The organism is Haloarcula sediminis, from assembly GCF_035656455.1.
Taxonomy (GTDB): Archaea; Halobacteriota; Halobacteria; order Halobacteriales; family Haloarculaceae; genus Haloarcula; species Haloarcula sediminis.
The window spans coordinates 155,159-172,451 of record NZ_JAYMGA010000001.1 but is presented as its reverse complement, the minus strand read 5'-3'; the positions used below and the strand labels follow the sequence as shown (position 1 = coordinate 172,451).

Sequence of the window (17,293 nt, the reverse complement as noted above, 5' to 3'; positions counted from 1 at the left end):
CGGTATCGTGGTACTATCACACAGTCCGTCGGGTTTATTGTATCACCTTGTCCAGTTGTGGTATGCAAGCTATCCCCGCAGAGACACCCTCCACCGGCCACAACCGAGACGTTCGAAACACGGGAGGCGCGCCGTGCGTCGACTGGTAGTCGCCGCGCTGGTCGTACTGGCGACGCTTCCGGCACTCGCCGCCGGTGCACAGGTCAACGCCTCCATCACCGGTGTGACGGTCTCGCCACAGAGCCCTGCTCCCAACGAGTCGGTCACGTTCACGCCGACGATTCGGAACCTGGAGGGGAGCGGCGACGCGATGGTAATCGATAGCGTCGAACTACGCCCCAGCGGCGGACAGGGGCTCCCCGTCTACACCCGAGCCCAGAACCTCGGGACGCTCTCGCCCGGGGCTAAGATCACGGTCCCGCTGACCCACAGGTTCGAGGAGCCGGGCACCCGCGACCTGCGGATCCACGTCGACGCCCAGAACGCCAACACCGATGAGTCAGTCGAACTCCGCTACCCGGTCTCGCTGTCCGTGCAGAAGCGGCATCCACAGATAGACGTCCAGACCAACGATTCGGTCGCCGGTGTGGCGACGAACGGGTCGGTGAGGGTCGCCAACGGACTCGATACGGGCGTCTCGAACGTCGAGGTGGCCGTCTCGGGCGACGGCGTCACCGTCTTCGACGACCGCTCGGTGTTTGCGTCCCTGGAACAGGGCGGGACGGCCACCGCGGACTTCCGCTTCCGGCCCGAGCGCGCCGGCGTCAACGAACTGACGGCGACTGTCACCTACACGCTCCCAAGCGGTACCGAGCGGACGGTGACACGGAACCAGACGATAGAGACCGAGCCCGCCCGCCGCGGGGTCGTCCTCGAAACGTCGCGGTCGGGCAGCGGCACCGAACAGACCCTCACGGTAGATATCGTCAACCAGGGGAACGCGCCGGCCGAGGACATCGTGGTCACCGGCGTCTCGGAGAACGCGACTATCAGCCAGACGATAGTCGATTCAGTCCCCGCCAGCTCGACGAGACAGGTCCGGCTCAACGCGACGCTGTCCGAACCGCGCGCCGACGTGGCCGTCACGGCCGACTACGAGAGCGGCACCGTCCAGCGGTCGGTCAACGCGACCGCCACGCTTCGGGCGACACCCGCCAGTATCGAACTGACCGGGCTCGATGTCGCCCGGGAAGACGGGCTGCTCCAGGTGACCGGCAGCACCAGCAACGTCGGCACGACGACGGCACGGAGTGTCGTCGTCCGCGTCGTCCCCTCTGAGACCGTCGAACCGGCGCCCCCCAACAGGGACTTCTTCGTCGGGGAGGTGCCGGGGAGCGATTTCAGCTCCTTCGACCTGACGGCACGGGCCACCGGTAACGTCTCCTCGATTCCGCTGGAAGTGAGCTACCTCGTCGACGGCGAGCGGATCACGGAGACGTTTGCCGCGCCCGTCGATTCGGGGCTGGCGGGACAGGAAGAACAGCAGACCGGCGGCGGTCCGGGTGTGGGCCTCTTTGCGGTCCTCGGGCTCGGTGTCGTCACCGTACTCGCCGTCGCCGGGCTCCTCTTCCGTCGCTACCGGCGCGGCGACGACGACGATGACGTGGACATATGACCGTCATCGACGCCCGCGGGCTGGTCAAACGCTACCGAACCGGCGGCCAGACCCTCGAAGCGCTGAAAGGCGTCGATTTCTCGCTCGAACCCGGGGAGTTCGTCTCCATCATGGGACCAAGCGGCAGCGGGAAGACGACCCTCCTGAACATCATCGGCCTGCTCGCGACGCCGACGGAGGGGCGGCTCCTGTTAGAGGGCCGCGACGTGACCGACCTGGGCGACCGGAAGCGGACGCTGCTTCGAAAGCGGACCATCGGGTTCGTCTTCCAGCATTTTTACCTGCTGCCGACGCTGACCGCCGTCGAGAACGTCGAGGTCCCCCGGCTGTTCGACCGGGACCCGAACCGGACCGAACGTGCCAAGGACCTCCTGACGCGGGTCGGGCTCGGTGACCGGCTCGACCACCGGCCCGACCAGCTCTCGGGTGGCCAGAAACAGCGCGTGGCCATCGCCCGCTCGCTCATCAACGACCCGAAGATCGTCCTCGCCGACGAGCCGACCGGGAGTCTCGACCGCGATACCGGGCGACAGATCCTCGACGAGTTCCGCCACATCGCCGACGAGGAAGACGTCGGTATCATCGCCGTCACCCACGACGAACTGGTAAACGAGTACGTCGACCGGACGGTCCACCTGGTCGACGGCGCGCTCGGGGAGGAGACGCCCGATGCTTGAGTCGCTCTACCGTCGGTTCCCGTCGGTGCTGATGGCGCAGCGGAACCTGACACGGACCAAGATACGCTCGCTGCTTGCCTCGCTCGGTATCGTCATCGGCGTCATCGCCATCGCCTCCCTGGGGATGTTCGGCGTCGCGCTGCAGTACTCGATCTCCGATAACCTCGGCGGGCTGGGGAACCAGGTGACGGTCTCGCCCAACGGGGAAGCGGGCGTCCAGAACCTCACCGAACGCGATGTCCGGGAGATACGGCGCGCGGCGGGGCCGGACGCGACCGTGTCACCGGTCAAACAGCGGGTCGAACCGATCGCGTTCGAGCGGGGGACAAACACCACACAGCTGGTGTACGGAATCCAACAGCCAAGACAGGTGTACAACGCCTCGGACGGGCGCATCCCCGAACCGTTCCAGAGCGGCACACTCATCGGGCAGAGCATCGCCGACGAGTACGACCTCCAGCCCGGCAACACCATCACGATCAACGGTACGTCGGTCAGGGTCCGGGCCGTCCTCGAATCGACCGGCTCGTTCTCGCAGCTCAATCCCGACAGCCGTGTCATCGTGCCGGTGGGCTCGTTCGAGGGGCGCAGCTACGCACAGGTGTACGTCACCGCCGAGTCGGGGACGGCGGCCAACGAATCGGCGATGGCGATTCGCGAGGCCCTCAACGGGCGCGAGCAACGCGTCACCGTCCAGGAACTTGGCTCCATCGTCGACCAGGTGAACCAGACCTTCCAGGTCATCAACACCGTCCTCGTCGGTATCGCCGCGATATCGCTGTTCGTCGCGGGCATCTCCATCCTCAACGTCATGCTGATGTCGACAGTCGAGCGCCGCGAGGAGATCGGTGTCCTCCGCGCCGTTGGCTACCAGAAGCGGGACGTGCTGAAGGTGATGCTCATGGAGGCGACGCTACTGGGCGTTTTCGGCGGGGTCGTTGGCGTGGTGGTCAGCACGCTCGTCGGTCTCGCGATCAACCACTACACGGTCGGCGACGCGACGGCGCTGTTCCGGGTGGCGAACCTCTGGTATCTGGTCGCCGCGTTCGGCTTCGCCGTCGTCGTCAGCGTCCTCAGCGGGCTGTATCCGGCCTGGAAGGCAGCGAGTGAAGAACCGGTCGAGGCCCTGCGGGGATAGCGGGGTCCGACACCTCGGAGCGGTCGGCGACGACGGGCCTACGGTAACGCCTCGACGCCGGCTTCGAGCCACGGCTCGGTCCGGTCGACAGTGACGGCGTCGAACTGGGCCAGCCACGCCTCGTCGCCGCGCTCGAAGGCGTCCAATGCGTCCCCGACGGTGTAGACGTGCTCGCCGTCGCTGCAGGGAAACACCGACTGCAGCCGTTTCTCGTCGTAGATAGCCAGCGAGACGACGGGGAAGACCACGACGTCGTCGACCCGGTCCATGCCGACGTAGGTCCGCGTGCGGCGCTCGAAGGCCGGTTCCAGCGACGAGCCGTTCCGGTCGGCCCAGTCGTCGAACTCCTCGTAGGTCGCAAGCGCTCCCGAGCGGGTGTCCTCGGCCATCGTCCGGATGCGCTGCCAGTCGCCGGCCACCATCGACTCGGTGAAGACGCCGTTCGCTTCCAGCCGATTGACCCGGTTCAGCACCTGCTGTTGAGCGTCGAAGGTGCCGTACGTATCACCGCGAAGATACAGTTCCGCTCGGAGGTGTGTCTTGTCGGTCATCGGGTATCTCGTCTGGAACATCACCCGAGTACAACTAAACTCTTTCCCAGCGACAAGAGTTAGCAACCGAATAATTTCGTTCGAAGGCTATTCGTCTCAATAGCGTTTTCAAGCACTCTAAATGCGTTTCTATAACTGAATAGTTATCTTTTCTTTATTTATCGCCAATGCTTTTATTTCTGCGCTGGTCGAGTTCGAGTTCGTCTATCGTCGAACCGTCTGGCCGGTTTGACCTGCGTGGCTTCCGGCTGTTGAGCTGTACGTGCGTTCTCACGTGAGAAATTGAAGCCCCACAGCACAGTTATCGGCGGGGAGACACCGCGCGACTGTCACAGTCGTTAGAAGTCGTCCGCTGGCCCGGTAACTGACTACTCGCGGACCGCTCGAACTGTCATCGTCGCACGGGTCACTCTGTTCCCCGTTCGACGTATCCGAGACGCTCCCGCTGGTCGCGTCTCGCTAGTCGTCCGCACTCGCTTCCGCACCGCTGTCGGCGACGACCTCGATCTCGCCGGCGTCGAGTTCCTGTTCGACCTCGCGGGCCGCCGTGACCATGTTTTCCATCTTGCCGCGCGCGATCTCGCGGGGCAGGAGCTTCACGCCACAGTCGGGCGAGACGGTCAGGCGCTCGGGCGGGACGACTTCCAGCCCTTTCTTGATATTGTCCTTGATCTCCTCGACGGACTCGACCTCGGCCGTGTGGGCGTCCAGCACGCCCATGGCGAAGTCCTTCGTGAACTCGTGGTCTTTGAACACGTCGAGCTGTTCGTAGTTGCCGTTTGCCAGTTCCAAGTCGTACTCGTGGACCGGATAGTCCAGAATCTCCGGGTAGATACGCGAGTAGTCTCCATAACAGACGTGCAGACCGAGTCGAACGTCGTCGGGGATCTCGTCGACGATGCGTTCGAGACACTCGCCGACGATGGCGTGGTCGTCGGGCGTCGTCGCGAGGGCCGGCTCGTCTATCTGGATGTAGCGGGCGCCGGCCTCGACGAGGGCCTCTATCTCCTCGTTGACGAGGTCCGCCAGCTCGTAGGCCAGTTGCTCCTCGCTGTCGTAGACCTCGTTAAAGGACCAGTTCGCCAGCGTGTACGGGCCGGTGATGGGGACCTTGACGGGGCGGTCGGCGATCTCGTCGGTGAACTCGAACTCCTCGACGAGCCACTGCTCGCCGTACTCGACCTCGTCGGCGACGCTGGGCTTGTCGAAGTAGTTGTGGCCCCACACCTTCACGCGGCCGTTGAACTCGTAGCCGTCGATGCGGTGGGCGAAGTACTCGACCATCTCGTTGCGGCGCATCTCGCCGTCACAGACGACATCGATACCGCAGCGCTCGTGTTCGTGGGTGATGAGCCGCGAGGCGTCGTCCTTCGACTCCTCCCACTCCTCCTGCCCGAAGTCGGCGTCTTCGTCCTCGAACATCTCGCGGGCGCGGTCGTGCCACTTGGGCTTGGGGTAAGAGCCGACGACGGTCGTCAGCAGGAAGTGGTCGTTCGGGTGGTCCTCCGGTCGGAACTGCTCTCGTGGTCCTGTCATTGGTCTGGTGCCTCCAGCTGTGCCGCGTTAGCGAGGGACCGAATCTTGTCCTCGAACTTGTTCACTGGCAGGTAGAAGGTCTCGGTGTTCGTGGTGGCGTAGACGGTGTCGTAGGCCGTGTTGGTCTGCTGTTCGAACCAGTCGATGCGGTCGCGGATGGTTTCGGGCGACTCGATACGGGTGTTCTGGCCGTCGACGACGCCCAGCGCGACGGCGTCCTTGGTGCCGTACTCCTGGACGTTGTAGACGTTCTTGTCGTGGTCGGAAACGAGGTCGAAGCCGATGGCGTCGACGTCGGCGTCCATCAGGTGCGCGTAGGTCTTCTCGGGGATCGACCCCCAGTAGGTGTGGGCCACGACCTCGGCGTCGATGGCGCCCGCGATGGCGTCGATGGCCTCGCTTGCGCGCTCGTCTTCGCCGTCTTCCGGCGGGTTCTCGACCAGCGACGGCTCAAGCAGGAACAGCGTCTCCACGTCGGGGAACTGCTCGACCTCGCGGACGAGGAAATCGGCGACGGCCTCGACGAACTCGGCCTCGTCGCCGTAGTGTTCGTCCGTCGCCAGGTCCGCAAGCGAGTACGGGCCCGGCAGGACGGCCTGCAGCCCCGAATCGACCAGCTCCGTGGCGGCGTCGAGGTCTGCGGCGACGTCGCCACCGGTGGTCAGGTCGCCCGTGACGACCGGCTCCCGGTAGAAGTTGTTGTTGTCGTAGTAGCGGACGATGCCGCGGGTCTCGACGTTCTCGTGAACCGCCAGCGGGTGTGCGAGCATGTCGTCCCAGCGCAGCTGACCCTCGCTGATCCGGTCGAGGCCGGCGTCGGTCTGGAGGGAGACAACCTCGCTGCGGGCGCGGTCGTAGGCATCCGTGATCGCCCCACCCTCGTCGCCGCTGATGAGGTCCGTTTTCTGGTGTCCTTTCAGGTCGGACAGCTCGTCTTTGGCCCAGTCCGGTAACGGGAACAGGCCGGGTGTCGTCGCTACAATCTCTGGCATTAGCCGTTGCTATGAAATGACGAGCTTTAATATTTCCTATTCAGAAAAATGCCCTTCAGTAATCCCCTGGGGAAAACCGCAGGACTACGAGCTCCTCGTAGGGATGTTTCTCGGTAGCAAGCACCTCGCTTTCGAGCCCTCGCTCGCGAGCGTACGCGCGAACGGCGTCGGGGTCGGTCAGACTGCTCACCAGCATGAGGACCTCGCCGCCCGGTGTGAGCACCCGACCCACGGTCTCCAGAAACGGGTCGACCAGCCGGCGGCCGTCCTCGCCGCCCGACAGCGCCGCTTCCATCCAGTCGTCCCACTCGGCCTCGGCCGGCGTCGGCAGATAGGGAGGGTTGAACGCCACGAGGTCGAAGGCGTCGGCCCGGAACGGAGCTACCAAGTCCCCCCGGACGACCGACACGCCGTTGTCGGCGGCCTCGCGACACGCCAGCGGGCTGAGGTCCACGCCGACGGCGTCGGCGCCAGCCTCGGCCAGCGTCGCGGCGACGTAGCCCGACCCGGTCCCCACGTCGAGGACGTGGTCGCCCGGAGCGACGCGCGCGGCAGCAGTACGAGCCAGCAGGTCGGAGTCCTCAGCCGGCTGATACACTGTCTCGACGCCGCGCCGGTCGGCCAGCGCCGGCTTGCCGCTCGACGCCGACGGCTCGTCCTCAGTCATCGGCAGCGGGCTCGCCGATCTCGTAGGCCAGCGTCGCCAGGTCGGCGAAGTCGGCCGGCGCGAGTTTCCCCGCGCGGGCGCTCATCAGGTCCTCGTCGGCAGCATCGACGACCGCGTCGGGGTCGCCCAGCCCGGAGATATGGGCCGTGTTGCGGACGGCGTTGCGCATCGTCTTCCGTCGCTGGGTGAAGACGGCCTTCAGGAAGTCCATGAAGAACTCGTCGCTGGGGACGGTGTAGTCCGGCTCGCGCGGTGTCGTCCGAACCAGCGCGCTCGTGACCCGTGGCTGCGGGTCGAACGCGCCCCTCGGGACAGTCTCGACGAGTTCGGCGTCGGCGTAGTGACCCGCCGTCACCGACAGCCGCCCGTAGTCGTCGGTCGCGGGCTCGGCGGTCATCCGCTCGGCGAACTCCCGCTGGAACATCAGGACCATGGGCTTGCCCTCGGGTAGCAGCCGGAACGCTATCTCCGAGGACGCGCCGTAGGGCAGGTTCGAGATGCTCGCCGTGAACTCGGGGAGTTCTACGTCGAGCGCGTCCCCCTCGATAACGGTCAGCCGGCCGGCGGCGACGGCGTCGGCGAACTCCTCGCGCAGATGCGCCGCGAAGTCGGGGTCCCGCTCGACCACGGTGACCCGGTCGGCGACGGCCAGCAGCCTGTCCGTGAGCGCGCCGGGTCCGCCCCCGATTTCGAGGCCGTGAGACAGGTCCATCCCCTCGGCGTAGGTCGGAATCCTGTCGAGGACGCGGTCGTCGACCAGGAAGTGCTGGTCCTGTCGCGTGTCGGCCCGCTTGCCCGCCCGGGCGACGAGCGCGTCGGGGTCGCGGCTCCCGTAGTCAGTCATACCCTCCGTAGACGGTCGGGCAGTGAAAAAGGCCGCTACTCGGCTCGGCATCGAACGAGCCGCCCCGCCTCGAGGGTTCGTTTGCTTCGCTCAGGCATCCCCGCCTCGCTCCGCGGGTCGCTACGCTCCCCGCTCCGCCTCGAGGGTTCGTTCGCTTCGCTCACTCACCCTCGCCTTGCTCCGACCGCCGCACGAAAATCCGGTACTTCAGGTCGTCGTCGCGCAGCTCCTCCTGGATGCGTTCGACGAGCACCTCTCGGGGGTTGTGGAGGCCGCTGACCCGCTCTTCGAGGTCCTCGAAGCTCTCGAAGGGCTTTCGCTTTCGCTCGTCGAGGATGGTGTTGCGCAGCTTCTTCCCGATGCCCGGAAGCAGGTTCAGCTGGTGGAGCCGCAGCGTGATAGGCTGGGCGTCGTTGTAGAAGTCGACAAAGCGCTGCTCGTCGGCATCGACGACCTCGTCGACGGCGTACTCGAGTTCCTGTCTGGCACCGCTTGGCAGGTCCTCGAAGTCGACCTCGGTCAGCCGGCCGAACTCGGTGAGATCGATGCGGTCGCCAAAGGCGATGTCGTCATCCTCGTCGAGCGAGAGCTCGTATATGTGGAACTCGTCGACTCCGAGGGCGTACGCGAGCGGCTCTTTCTGGTGCTGTGGGCGGTCGTCGTCACTCCGGCCGTGCGGGAGCACGTCGAGCACTGCCGCCACTATATCCTCACCACCGCTCTCGGTACTGCTCATGGAAAACTGTACGACAAGAGTACACTTAATGGATTGGATGACCGCAGGAGAGAACGGGCCCGACCGTCAGGCGTACTGCTTGACGACGGCGAGAATGTCGTCGAGTTCCTCGCCCGACAGGGAGTACCGCTCCTGGGCGTAGATGGCTCGCAGTTCGTCGCGGTCGAGCGGGCGCAGGTTCGCGATCTTGTAGGCGGTCGCCTCGTCGACTTTCTCCAGGTCCCGGAGCTGCTCGACGAACTCCAGGGACTCCTCGACGTCGAGCATCGCGAAGTGGTTGACGTGCTCGATGGAGCGTTTGAGCTCGTAGCGCATCTCGCGGTCCTCGTCGGCCGCTCGCTCCATCTCCAGGTCCGCCAGTATCTCCTTGGTCTCGGCCGTCGTGAGATACTCCTCGGAGACCTTCTCCTTGAATATCGTCATTCTTGCCGGCGGAGGTGAGCGGGCTTGACGATGAGCGTCTTGGTCTTGCCGCCGTCGACGATTTCGACCTTGTAGGCCGTGCCCTGCTCACCGGTGACGGTGCCGGTCTGGCCGTCGAAGCGCGGGTGGAAGCGACCCTCGGGAACCGAGGGGTCGATCTTCAGGTGGACCTTCTCGTCGACCTCGTACTGCTCGACGGCGCGCTGGGGCGGGGAGGTGCCGCGGTCGCGTGGCTTGTTTTTCAGCTTGTTCCGTGTTCCTTCGAGGGGGCCGTTCGAACTAGGCATTCTTGCTCATCGCTTGTCTACTCGCCCATATAAAACGTGCGTTCCGCGGTCGGCGGAGCGGCCGCCGGCGCTGTCGCTGACCACGTGGCGAGACGGAAAACGAACGCCGCGTTACAGACGGCCGACGGTATCGACGTCAACCGATTCGACACCCTCGACGTCGGCGAAGGCGTCCTCGACGGCGTCTGTACCGCCGGCTTCGTCCGGGATGATGACCGTCGGGAACAGCGCGACCAGCCCGAAGGCCACGTCGTCGCGCTCGAACCCTTTGATTTTCGCTCCCTCGGGAAGTGCCCCTTCGAGACGCTCCTGAAGCGCGTCGAGGTCGACTTCCGGGCTCTGCGGCATGATCTTGATCTTGGCTGCTACTTTCCCCATTGTTATGGTCCCGTGAATCCGCAGTCGGGGCACTTGTAGAGGTTGCTCTGCTTTCGGCACTTCGAACAGCGGTATATCTGCTGTCCGCAGTCCGGACACTTGAACGCGGCTGCGTTCGTGGTGGCGATGTTGATGCCACACGAGACGCATTTCTGCGCTCGTTTTTGCTGGCTCTCGCTCATACCACCCCGTACCCGACCGGCGCTTTTAACGGTTGTCAAACGCCCCGGAAAGTGTGGGGTAGTATGGCAAACGCGGCTCAGCTGCCCGGGAGGATGTCCCCGAGTGCCGCGCCGATGGCCATGGGCACGAACGCGATGGCACAGATACACAGCGATTCCCAGACGACCGCGGGGTCGCTCGACCAGTCGACCAGCCCCCAGGCAGTCAGTAAGGCGACCGAGGTAGCGAGGGGTGTCAGCGTCACGCCGACCAGACGCCGGGGGAAGACCCCGAAGATACGGTGGGCGACGCGCACGTCCTGAAAGTCGGCGACATAGAGGATACCGACGACCATCGCGACCGCGGTCGCCAGCGTCCCGGCGAAGTAGAGTGGGTGCTGTGCGATGTGGCGTCCGGCGTCGATAGTCCCGCCCTCGACGGCCATCGGGATACCAAAGAGCAAGGACCCAAGCACCGCCTCGGCGAAGTCCTCGCGGTCGAACCCCCAGATGACCCGGCCGAACACGGCGGGGTCGTCGTCCTGCGTGTCGGCCGCGGCCCGCATCGCCTCGCGAACCTGTCGGCGCTCCTCGTCGCTGTCGACGATGTCTTCCAGTTCCTCGAGTTCGTCGAACAGGCTACCGATGCCCTCCCTGTCTCCCCGTGGGTCCGCACTCATCGCCAGACCGCCCCGCGGGAGGGTGCGATCGCCCGGGTATCCATCGCTTACGACACCCCGAACGGCCGGCGTTCGTGGTTCGAGACGGCGGCGCGCGCGCTGTCGCGGACTCGTTCGACTGTGATAATCGGCCCCTGGAACGGTTGCATGTATCTACATAGCACGGCACGCATGGGGGTTAAGGCTTTACTCGCCCCCCTGCGAGCGGGATGTAGGCGGGGCGTACACCCGGTACCCACCCGTTTCGCCCAAACATTTATACGTGATTAGGCGTTCTCCGTAAAAGAACACATGGAACGGCCGACGCGCCAGCGGGACACGGAAGAGGAGGAGGCTGAGCAGTCGTCCGAGAACACGGGCCAGCAGACCTGCCCCGAGTGTGAGTCGGAGTCTATCACCAGCGACGGCGGCGGTGAGCTCGTCTGTGAGGACTGCGGACTGGTCATCGAGGACGAGAACATCGACCGCGGACCGGAGTGGCGCGCGTTCAACCACTCCGAGCGCCAGTCCAAATCCCGTGTCGGCGCCCCCACGACACAGACGATGCACGACAAGGGGCTGACGACACAGATCGACTGGAAGGACAAGGACGCCTACGGCCGCTCGCTCTCCTCGGAGAAGCGTTCACAGATGCACCGACTGCGCAAGTGGCAAGAGCGCATCCGCACGAAGGACGCGGGCGAGCGTAACCTGCAGTTCGCGCTGTCGGAGATCGACCGCATGGCCTCCGCGCTGGGTGTCCCGCGCTCGGTGCGTGAGGTCGCCTCGGTCATCTACCGGCGCGCCCTCAACGAGGACCTCATCCGCGGGCGTTCCATCGAGGGCGTCGCCACCGCCTGCCTGTATGCCGCCTGTCGGCAGGAAGGCATCCCCCGCAGCCTGGAGGAAGTGTCGGACGTCTCCCGCGTCGAACAGAAGGAGATTGGACGTACCTACCGCTACGTCGCCCAGGAGCTCGAACTGAAGATGGAGCCGGTCGACCCCAAACAGTACGTCCCCCGTTTTGCCTCCGAACTGGACCTCTCGGAGGAGGTCCAGTCCAAGGCAAACGAGATAATCGACACCACCGCCGAGCAGGGGCTGCTCTCGGGCAAGTCCCCGACCGGCTACGCCGCCGCCGCCATCTACGCCGCCTCGCTGCTGTGTAACGAGAAAAAGACCCAGCGCGAGGTCGCCGACGTGGCACAGGTGACGGAAGTCACCATCCGGAACCGGTACCAGGAACAGATCGAAGCGATGGGCATCCACTGACAGGGTCCCGGGACGCCGCAGTGTGGCGACCCAACTTGGTACCGACCGAAAACAGTGTGCCGTTCCCCTGTGGAACCGTTCTTTTCCAGCTCAGTCGGCCGTGATAGCGGCCCCGTCGGTCACAGCGTCGAGGTCCATCGTCATCCAGGCGTGGAGCGCGATAGTCCCGAAGCCGACCTTCGTCACCACATCCAGGTAGACGATGACCAGCGACGCCGTCTCGACGTCCATCAGCCCGATGCCGGCCGCGCCGAGCAGCCAGACGACGGGGTAGACCGACCAGAGGACGACGACGAAGTTCCGCAGGGTCCGGTAGAGGCTGGCCTCGACGTCTGAGAGGGTGGCGACTGCCGAGTCGGCCACGTCACCGTACAGCAGGTAGACGACGCCTGCGAAGGCGGCCGCCCCGGCCGTAAAGAGCCCGTAGCTGAGCGCGCCATTCGCCATCGCACCGGCGAAGCCAAAGACGATAGTGAGCGCCTGCAGCCCCACCAGCTTGCCGATAGTCTCGCGGTTCACGTGGGCGAGCAGCCCCAGATAGAGGACGTTTATCGGCGTCGTCAGCAGCCAGTCGACGTACCTGACCACGTAGACGGTGTGGCCGCCGCCGTCGACGGCACCGATGTCAAGCGCCAGCAGCAGATACGCGACGATGGCGATGCCGGGAATCGCCACCAGGAGTAGATACCGCTTGCGTGTCGATTCGGGGACCAGGGTGTAGCCGTAGGCCAGCAGCGCGGTCCCGAGCAGTTCGCCGAGCAGTCCCAGCGTGAACCATGTCGTTATCATCTCAGTCGTCCCCCGTGGCAGCCGCCTCGGCCGTATCGTCTCGTCCGTTCCCGTCGACATCGAACTGGCCGAGGACGGATTCGAGGTCCTCGGCGCGAGCGCGCAGCTCCCGGGCGGAGTCGGTGACCGTCTCGATGGAGGCCGCCTGGTCGTCGGCAGCGCCGGCGACGGTGTCGGCCTCGGCCGCCGTCTGCTGGGAGATGCTGCTCAGTTCGTCGATGGTCGCCTGCACGTCCTGTGCGGTGCGGGCCTGCTCCTCCGTCGCGCGGTCGATCTCCTGAATACCGGTGTCGACCTCCTCGGTGTACTCGACGATAGTCTCTAAGGCGTCGACGGCCTCCTCTACGGTCTCGACGCCCTCGGAGATGCGTTCGCTCGTCGACTCGATGGTCTCGACCGTGTCGCCGGCCTGGGACTGGATGCGCTCGATGCGGTCCTCGATGTCCGCGGCGGCCTCTTTGGTCTCCTCGGCGAGGCCCTTTATCTCGTCGGCGACGACGGCGAAGCCGTCCCCGTCCTTGTCGGCGTGGGCGGCCTCGATAGAGGCGTTCAGCGCCAGCATATTCGTCTGCTCGACGATGTTCGTGATGACGCTCACGATGTCGCCGATCTCCTCTAGATCGCCCTCCAGGGCGTTTATCTCGCGGACCGTCTCCGCGGTCTCGTCGTCGATGGCGCTCATCTCAGCGATGGCCTCCTGTGCGGCCTCGCGGCCGTCTTCACCGACCTCGGCGGCGGCCTCGGACGTGTTCGCGACCTCCTGGGCCGAGGCCGCGACCTCCTCGGCAGTCGCCGAGAGGTTGTCCATCTCGGCCGACCCCTCCTGAAGTTGCTCGCTCTGTTCGGTCGCCCCGTCGAATATCTCCTCGATTGAGTCGGAGACCTGCTGGCTGGCCATCCCGACGCGCTCGGCGTTGGTCTCGACCCGGTCGCTGGCCCCCATCACGTTGTCGGCGAAGTCCTGCATGTCCGCGATAGTCGTCTCCAGGGCGTCCAGCGTCTCGTTTATCTCGCGACCGACGTCGGCCATCGCGTCGCTCATGCTCTCGGTGTCGACGCGGGCGGTGAGGTCGCCGTCGGCCGCCGACTCCAGCGTCTGGGAGTACTCCTCGGCCTTCAGTTCGAGATGGCTGGAGAGAGCTTGCATCTCGTTGCGTTCGGCCTCGACCTCGGTCCGTGCCTCCTCGGCCTCGCGTTTCGCCGACTCGGCCTCCTCCCGGGCGGCCTCGGCGTCGGATATCTTGTCCTGGAGGTTCGACCGCATGTTGTCGAAGGCGCCATACAGCGTGCCGAACTCGTCAGAGCGGGCCGTGCTGAGGTCGACGTCGAGGTCCCCCTCGGCCATCACCTCGGCCTGCGAGGAGAGCCGTCGCAGCGAGGCGATAGTGCTTTCGCCGACGGTCACGCCGACCAGCCCGAGGTTGATGACCGCGAGCAGGATGAGCGCGATGAGGTCCGAGTTTATCTGGTCAGCGAGGGCGTAAGCCTGAGCCCGGTCGGCGTGGACCATCACCGACCAGTCGTGACCTTCGAGCCGGGAGATACCCATCAGCATCTCGTCGGTCTCGACAAACGTGCTCTGGCCGCTGTCGAGCGAGCTGAGGGGGTTTTCCTCTCCCGACGCGACCGGGGCCGTCGAGCCGATGTTGGAGACGTTCGGATGGGCGATGAACTCCCCGTCCCCGTTGACGACGGTCGTGTAGGACCCCTCACGCTGGTTCGATATCGAATCGGCCCGCGCTTCGAGGTCAGTCATATATACGATAGAGCGGTTTTCCGCCCCATTTACCGGCGAGACGACGGCGATGATGGGGTGGTCGACGATGGACACCGTGAAGGGGTCCGTGACGTGCGTGTCGTCGGGCCCGCTGAACTCGGGCGGGTCCGTCGCGAAGGGTGCGCCCTGTTCGGTGGCGTTGACGCCGACGAACTGCTCGTTCGAACTGGCGGAGATGGTCCCGTTTGCCGTGTTGACGTAGTGGACCGCCACGACGTCGGGCGGGACCTCGTCGTTCTCAACCAGGCCCGTGAGCCTGTCCTGGACGGCCGACTGTGACCCGTCAGCGAAGACCGAAAGGCGCGAAGTCGTGCGGGCGTCCCGTCTGGTTGTCGTCAGCCAGCCGTCGAGCTGTGCCGCTTGTGTGTCTGACAGCGCCGTCGTGTCGCTCTCGACGTCCTCCGAAAGCGTCGACGACGCCTGGACGCTGATGACAGCGCCGAAGGCGACGACGACGACAATAGCGAAAGCGAGCGCAACGCCGAGGCGGACGGCGTAGCTGTCGCCGACAAAACTCGGCAACGGCGAGTCGCGGTCTGTTGGCATCCTTTGTTCATCAGGCAAACACAGTGTAAAGCGTTCCTCCTCGATTTTCACCGTTGATAAATTGCGACGCCGCCGCGGGTGTCAACAACTCACCAAAACAGTGATGCCATCGGGGGGAAGATGCTTGTTCTATCGACCCATGACCTCGGAGAGAGACCCCCGTGTGCTCGTCGCCGAGGTGCTCACCGCGACCGACGTGGACCGGAACAGCATCCCGCGACTGCTCGACCTCCTCGACGACGGTGACCGACAGGTCCGCCTGGGCGCGGCGACGGCGCTGTGTGTCGTCGCCGACGCCCACCCCGGGGCCGTGGCCTCGCTGGTCGGCCGCCTCGCGGACCGAACCGACGAGAGCCTGGCCGCCACGCTCGCGCTCGAATACATCGCCGACCAGTACCCCACAGTCGTCGAGGACCGACTCGACCAGTGGGAGACGAGTCTAGAGGCCAGACACGACGTCGAGCGGTCGACACCGACGGGCCGGACCGACAGCCGCGAGATGGGGCGGACCAGGGTCGCCGGCTCGGGGACTGACTCCGACGGGCGGCAGGTATACACGGACGACGAGGACGAGGACGCCCAGCGCCAGGGGGCCGACAACGAGGACGGCAACACCATCGGTCAGCGGCCGCGGGCGGCCGACGCCGAGTGGCGGTCGCTGATCGAGTACGAGAGCCGGTTCGACAGCCTCACCGTGCTGGCGCCGCGCGAGCGCCGGCGCTACGGCGACACCTACCGTACGCTCGGCGTCGTCGACGAGACCGAACACGCCGTGGCGCTGCGCCTGCTCGACGGCGTGGACGGGACCGACGAGGCCTTCGAGGCGGCGCTCTCGACCCGGCTTGACGACTGGCGGGCCGTCTCCGAGGTCGAGAACGTGCTGACGCTGTACGACTGGCAGGACGACCCCCGGCTGTGGCTGGCGACCGAGTACACGGCGGAGACGCTGGCCGACCGCGAGCGGGTCCCGACGGCCGAGGCCGCCTGGCACGCCGAACAGCTGGCCGAGGCAGTCGCGACGCTCCACGAGCGCGGGCTCGTCCACGCCGGTATCGACGCCGAGTCGGTCGCTTACTACGGGAACGTAATCGAGGAAAGCGACAGACAGCCGCCGCTGCTTGACAACCTCGGCCTGTTGTCGGTGTACCGCCACCGGTTCGACCCCTCGGAGTTCCTCGACCCCCGCTATGCCGCGCCGGAGTACTATCAGCGCCGCTTTGGCCGCATCGACCACGCGACCGACATCTACGGGCTCGGCGCGGTCTGCTACCGGCTGTTCACCGGACAACCGCCCTATACCGGAGCGTTCGACGCGGCCCGGGAAAGTATCCTGTCGGCGGACCCGCCCGAGCCCTCGGCAGTCGCGGACGTGCCGCCCGCCGTCGACGACATCGTCGGCAAAGCGATGGCGCGGCGAAAGCTCGCCCGCTACGAGACGGCGGCCCACCTCCGGCAGGAGCTCCGGAGCCTGCGGGGTGGCGATGAATAGCGTCGCCGTCGGTCTGCCGTACGCGCCCAACAACCCCAACCTGACTTTCATCTTCTTCATCGCGCTGACGCTGCTTGCGGTGCTGGGGGTCCGCTTTAGCTACTACGCCTACCGGAACCGGCTGACGAGCGAGCTCGGAACCGGGGACGGGCTGTGGGACTTCCTCGTCCTCGCCGGGCTGCTTGCCGTCGGCTTCGCCCTGCTCGGGCTGGTCGAGCTGCTGACCGTCTACGTCCTCCCGTTCAAGATGGGGCTGTTGCTCGGGGCGGTGTTCGTACTGGCCGTTGCGCTCCGGGTGCTGTATCGCAGCGTCGCCCTGCCGTCGTCCGGCGGCGAGGCCGGCCCGGAACGGGGGGTGACGTCGGCGGCCATCGTCGGCGTCAGTGTCGCCGTCGTCGGGCTGGCACTGGTCGGCCGCCACCCGCTCTTGCTCGCGATTACGGGACTGAGCGCGCTGGGGTTCGCGCTGGCTGGCGGGCTCTACGGCCGACGCGGGGCGGCCGAGGCCCGCGTCCAGGGCACTGTCGCCGACACGCTGTTGCGCCACCTGCTCCCTGTGGTGCTGTTTGCGGCGCTGGTTCCCGCGCTCGACCTCGCCGTGCTCGTCGGCCTCGACCGCACCGTCGTCCTCCACATCCAGGTCGTCTTCGTCATCATGACCGCGACAACGCTGATGACGGCGACCATCAAGCTCCGGCAGAACCTCGCCAGCCTCTGAGCGCCGGCGGGACCGCTACCGTGGCGGCCGTGCGCAGG

The 17,293-nt window shown here is 65.9% G+C and carries 19 protein-coding genes; 6 read left to right on the top strand and 13 right to left on the bottom strand.

Annotated elements, in window-relative coordinates:
* Positions 1-133: 133 nt before the first annotated feature.
* The 3 genes from VJ162_RS00935 to VJ162_RS00925 are packed head-to-tail and all read left to right on the top strand — an operon-like array spanning position 134 to position 3,430.
* Complete coding sequence (locus tag VJ162_RS00935) at positions 134-1,615, top strand: COG1361 family protein (RefSeq protein ID WP_324661787.1); 1,482 nt, start codon at positions 134-136, stop codon at positions 1,613-1,615.
* On the top strand, positions 1,612-2,292 hold the full coding sequence (locus VJ162_RS00930) for an ABC transporter ATP-binding protein (RefSeq protein ID WP_324661785.1): 681 nt from the start codon (positions 1,612-1,614) through the stop codon (positions 2,290-2,292). The genes VJ162_RS00935 and VJ162_RS00930 overlap by 4 nt, the downstream gene beginning before the upstream one ends.
* Positions 2,285-3,430, top strand: a complete 1,146-nt coding sequence (locus VJ162_RS00925) for an ABC transporter permease (protein WP_324661784.1) — start codon at positions 2,285-2,287, stop codon at positions 3,428-3,430. The genes VJ162_RS00930 and VJ162_RS00925 overlap by 8 nt, the downstream gene beginning before the upstream one ends.
* Before the next feature lie 38 nt (positions 3,431-3,468).
* Here the strand turns inward: VJ162_RS00925 and VJ162_RS00920 are convergent, their stop codons facing one another.
* From VJ162_RS00920 to VJ162_RS00870, 11 genes are all read right to left on the bottom strand, one after another.
* Entirely contained in the window at positions 3,469-3,981 is a 513-nt protein-coding gene (locus VJ162_RS00920) for an HTH domain-containing protein (RefSeq protein ID WP_324661782.1), read from the bottom strand.
* Between the two features lie 459 nt (positions 3,982-4,440).
* A complete protein-coding gene (locus VJ162_RS00915; RefSeq protein WP_324661781.1) occupies positions 4,441-5,517 on the bottom strand; it encodes a methionine synthase in 1,077 nt (358 codons plus the stop codon).
* The gene (locus tag VJ162_RS00910) at positions 5,514-6,509 is read right to left on the bottom strand and encodes a 5-methyltetrahydropteroyltriglutamate--homocysteine methyltransferase (RefSeq protein ID WP_324661780.1); all 996 of its coding nucleotides are present in this window, start codon (positions 6,507-6,509) and stop codon (positions 5,514-5,516) included. Before VJ162_RS00910 ends, VJ162_RS00915 begins: the two co-directional genes overlap by 4 nt.
* A gap of 55 nt (positions 6,510-6,564) precedes the next feature.
* The gene (locus tag VJ162_RS00905) at positions 6,565-7,176 is read right to left on the bottom strand and encodes a HemK2/MTQ2 family protein methyltransferase (RefSeq protein WP_324661778.1); all 612 of its coding nucleotides are present in this window, start codon (positions 7,174-7,176) and stop codon (positions 6,565-6,567) included.
* Positions 7,169-8,020: a 16S ribosomal RNA methyltransferase A gene (locus tag VJ162_RS00900; RefSeq protein WP_324661776.1), complete on the bottom strand. Its 852-nt coding sequence runs from the start codon at positions 8,018-8,020 to the stop codon at positions 7,169-7,171. The genes VJ162_RS00905 and VJ162_RS00900 overlap by 8 nt, the downstream gene beginning before the upstream one ends.
* 160 nt (positions 8,021-8,180) lie before the next feature.
* Complete coding sequence (locus VJ162_RS00895) at positions 8,181-8,756, bottom strand: DUF655 domain-containing protein (RefSeq protein ID WP_324661775.1); 576 nt, start codon at positions 8,754-8,756, stop codon at positions 8,181-8,183.
* A gap of 66 nt (positions 8,757-8,822) precedes the next feature.
* Positions 8,823-9,179 (bottom strand): RNA polymerase Rpb4 family protein, encoded by a 357-nt coding sequence (locus VJ162_RS00890; protein WP_324661773.1) that lies wholly within the window; start codon positions 9,177-9,179, stop codon positions 8,823-8,825.
* Entirely contained in the window at positions 9,176-9,466 is a 291-nt protein-coding gene (locus VJ162_RS00885; protein ID WP_324661771.1) for a 50S ribosomal protein L21e, read from the bottom strand. Before VJ162_RS00885 ends, VJ162_RS00890 begins: the two co-directional genes overlap by 4 nt.
* Before the next feature lie 111 nt (positions 9,467-9,577).
* Positions 9,578-9,844 carry an elongation factor 1-beta gene (locus VJ162_RS00880; RefSeq protein ID WP_324661770.1) on the bottom strand — a complete coding sequence of 89 codons (267 nt, stop codon included), beginning with the start codon at positions 9,842-9,844 and terminating at the stop codon, positions 9,578-9,580.
* 2 nt (positions 9,845-9,846) lie between these two features.
* A complete protein-coding gene (locus tag VJ162_RS00875; protein ID WP_220587000.1) occupies positions 9,847-10,026 on the bottom strand; it encodes an HVO_2753 family zinc finger protein in 180 nt (59 codons plus the stop codon).
* 77 nt (positions 10,027-10,103) lie between these two features.
* Positions 10,104-10,685 carry a DUF2391 domain-containing protein gene (locus tag VJ162_RS00870; RefSeq protein ID WP_324661767.1) on the bottom strand — a complete coding sequence of 194 codons (582 nt, stop codon included), beginning with the start codon at positions 10,683-10,685 and terminating at the stop codon, positions 10,104-10,106.
* Positions 10,686-10,976: 291 nt separating this feature from the next.
* Between VJ162_RS00870 and VJ162_RS00865 the strand changes: the two genes are divergently transcribed.
* A complete protein-coding gene (locus VJ162_RS00865) occupies positions 10,977-11,936 on the top strand; it encodes a transcription initiation factor IIB (protein ID WP_324661765.1) in 960 nt (319 codons plus the stop codon).
* Positions 11,937-12,026: 90 nt separating this feature from the next.
* Here the strand turns inward: VJ162_RS00865 and VJ162_RS00860 are convergent, their stop codons facing one another.
* Both VJ162_RS00860 and VJ162_RS00855 read right to left on the bottom strand, forming a co-directional pair.
* A complete protein-coding gene (locus tag VJ162_RS00860) occupies positions 12,027-12,725 on the bottom strand; it encodes a bacteriorhodopsin (protein ID WP_324661763.1) in 699 nt (232 codons plus the stop codon).
* Between the two features lies 1 nt (position 12,726).
* Positions 12,727-15,048, bottom strand: a complete 2,322-nt coding sequence (locus VJ162_RS00855) for a methyl-accepting chemotaxis protein (RefSeq protein WP_324661762.1) — start codon at positions 15,046-15,048, stop codon at positions 12,727-12,729.
* A 139-nt stretch (positions 15,049-15,187) separates the two neighbouring features.
* Here VJ162_RS00855 and VJ162_RS00850 point away from each other — a divergent pair, with 139 nt between their 5' ends.
* Both VJ162_RS00850 and VJ162_RS00845 read left to right on the top strand, forming a co-directional pair.
* Complete coding sequence (locus VJ162_RS00850) at positions 15,188-16,537, top strand: protein kinase domain-containing protein (protein WP_324661760.1); 1,350 nt, start codon at positions 15,188-15,190, stop codon at positions 16,535-16,537.
* Complete coding sequence (locus VJ162_RS00845) at positions 16,530-17,255, top strand: hypothetical protein (protein ID WP_324661758.1); 726 nt, start codon at positions 16,530-16,532, stop codon at positions 17,253-17,255. Before VJ162_RS00850 ends, VJ162_RS00845 begins: the two co-directional genes overlap by 8 nt.
* The last annotated feature ends 38 nt before the right edge of the window (positions 17,256-17,293 follow it).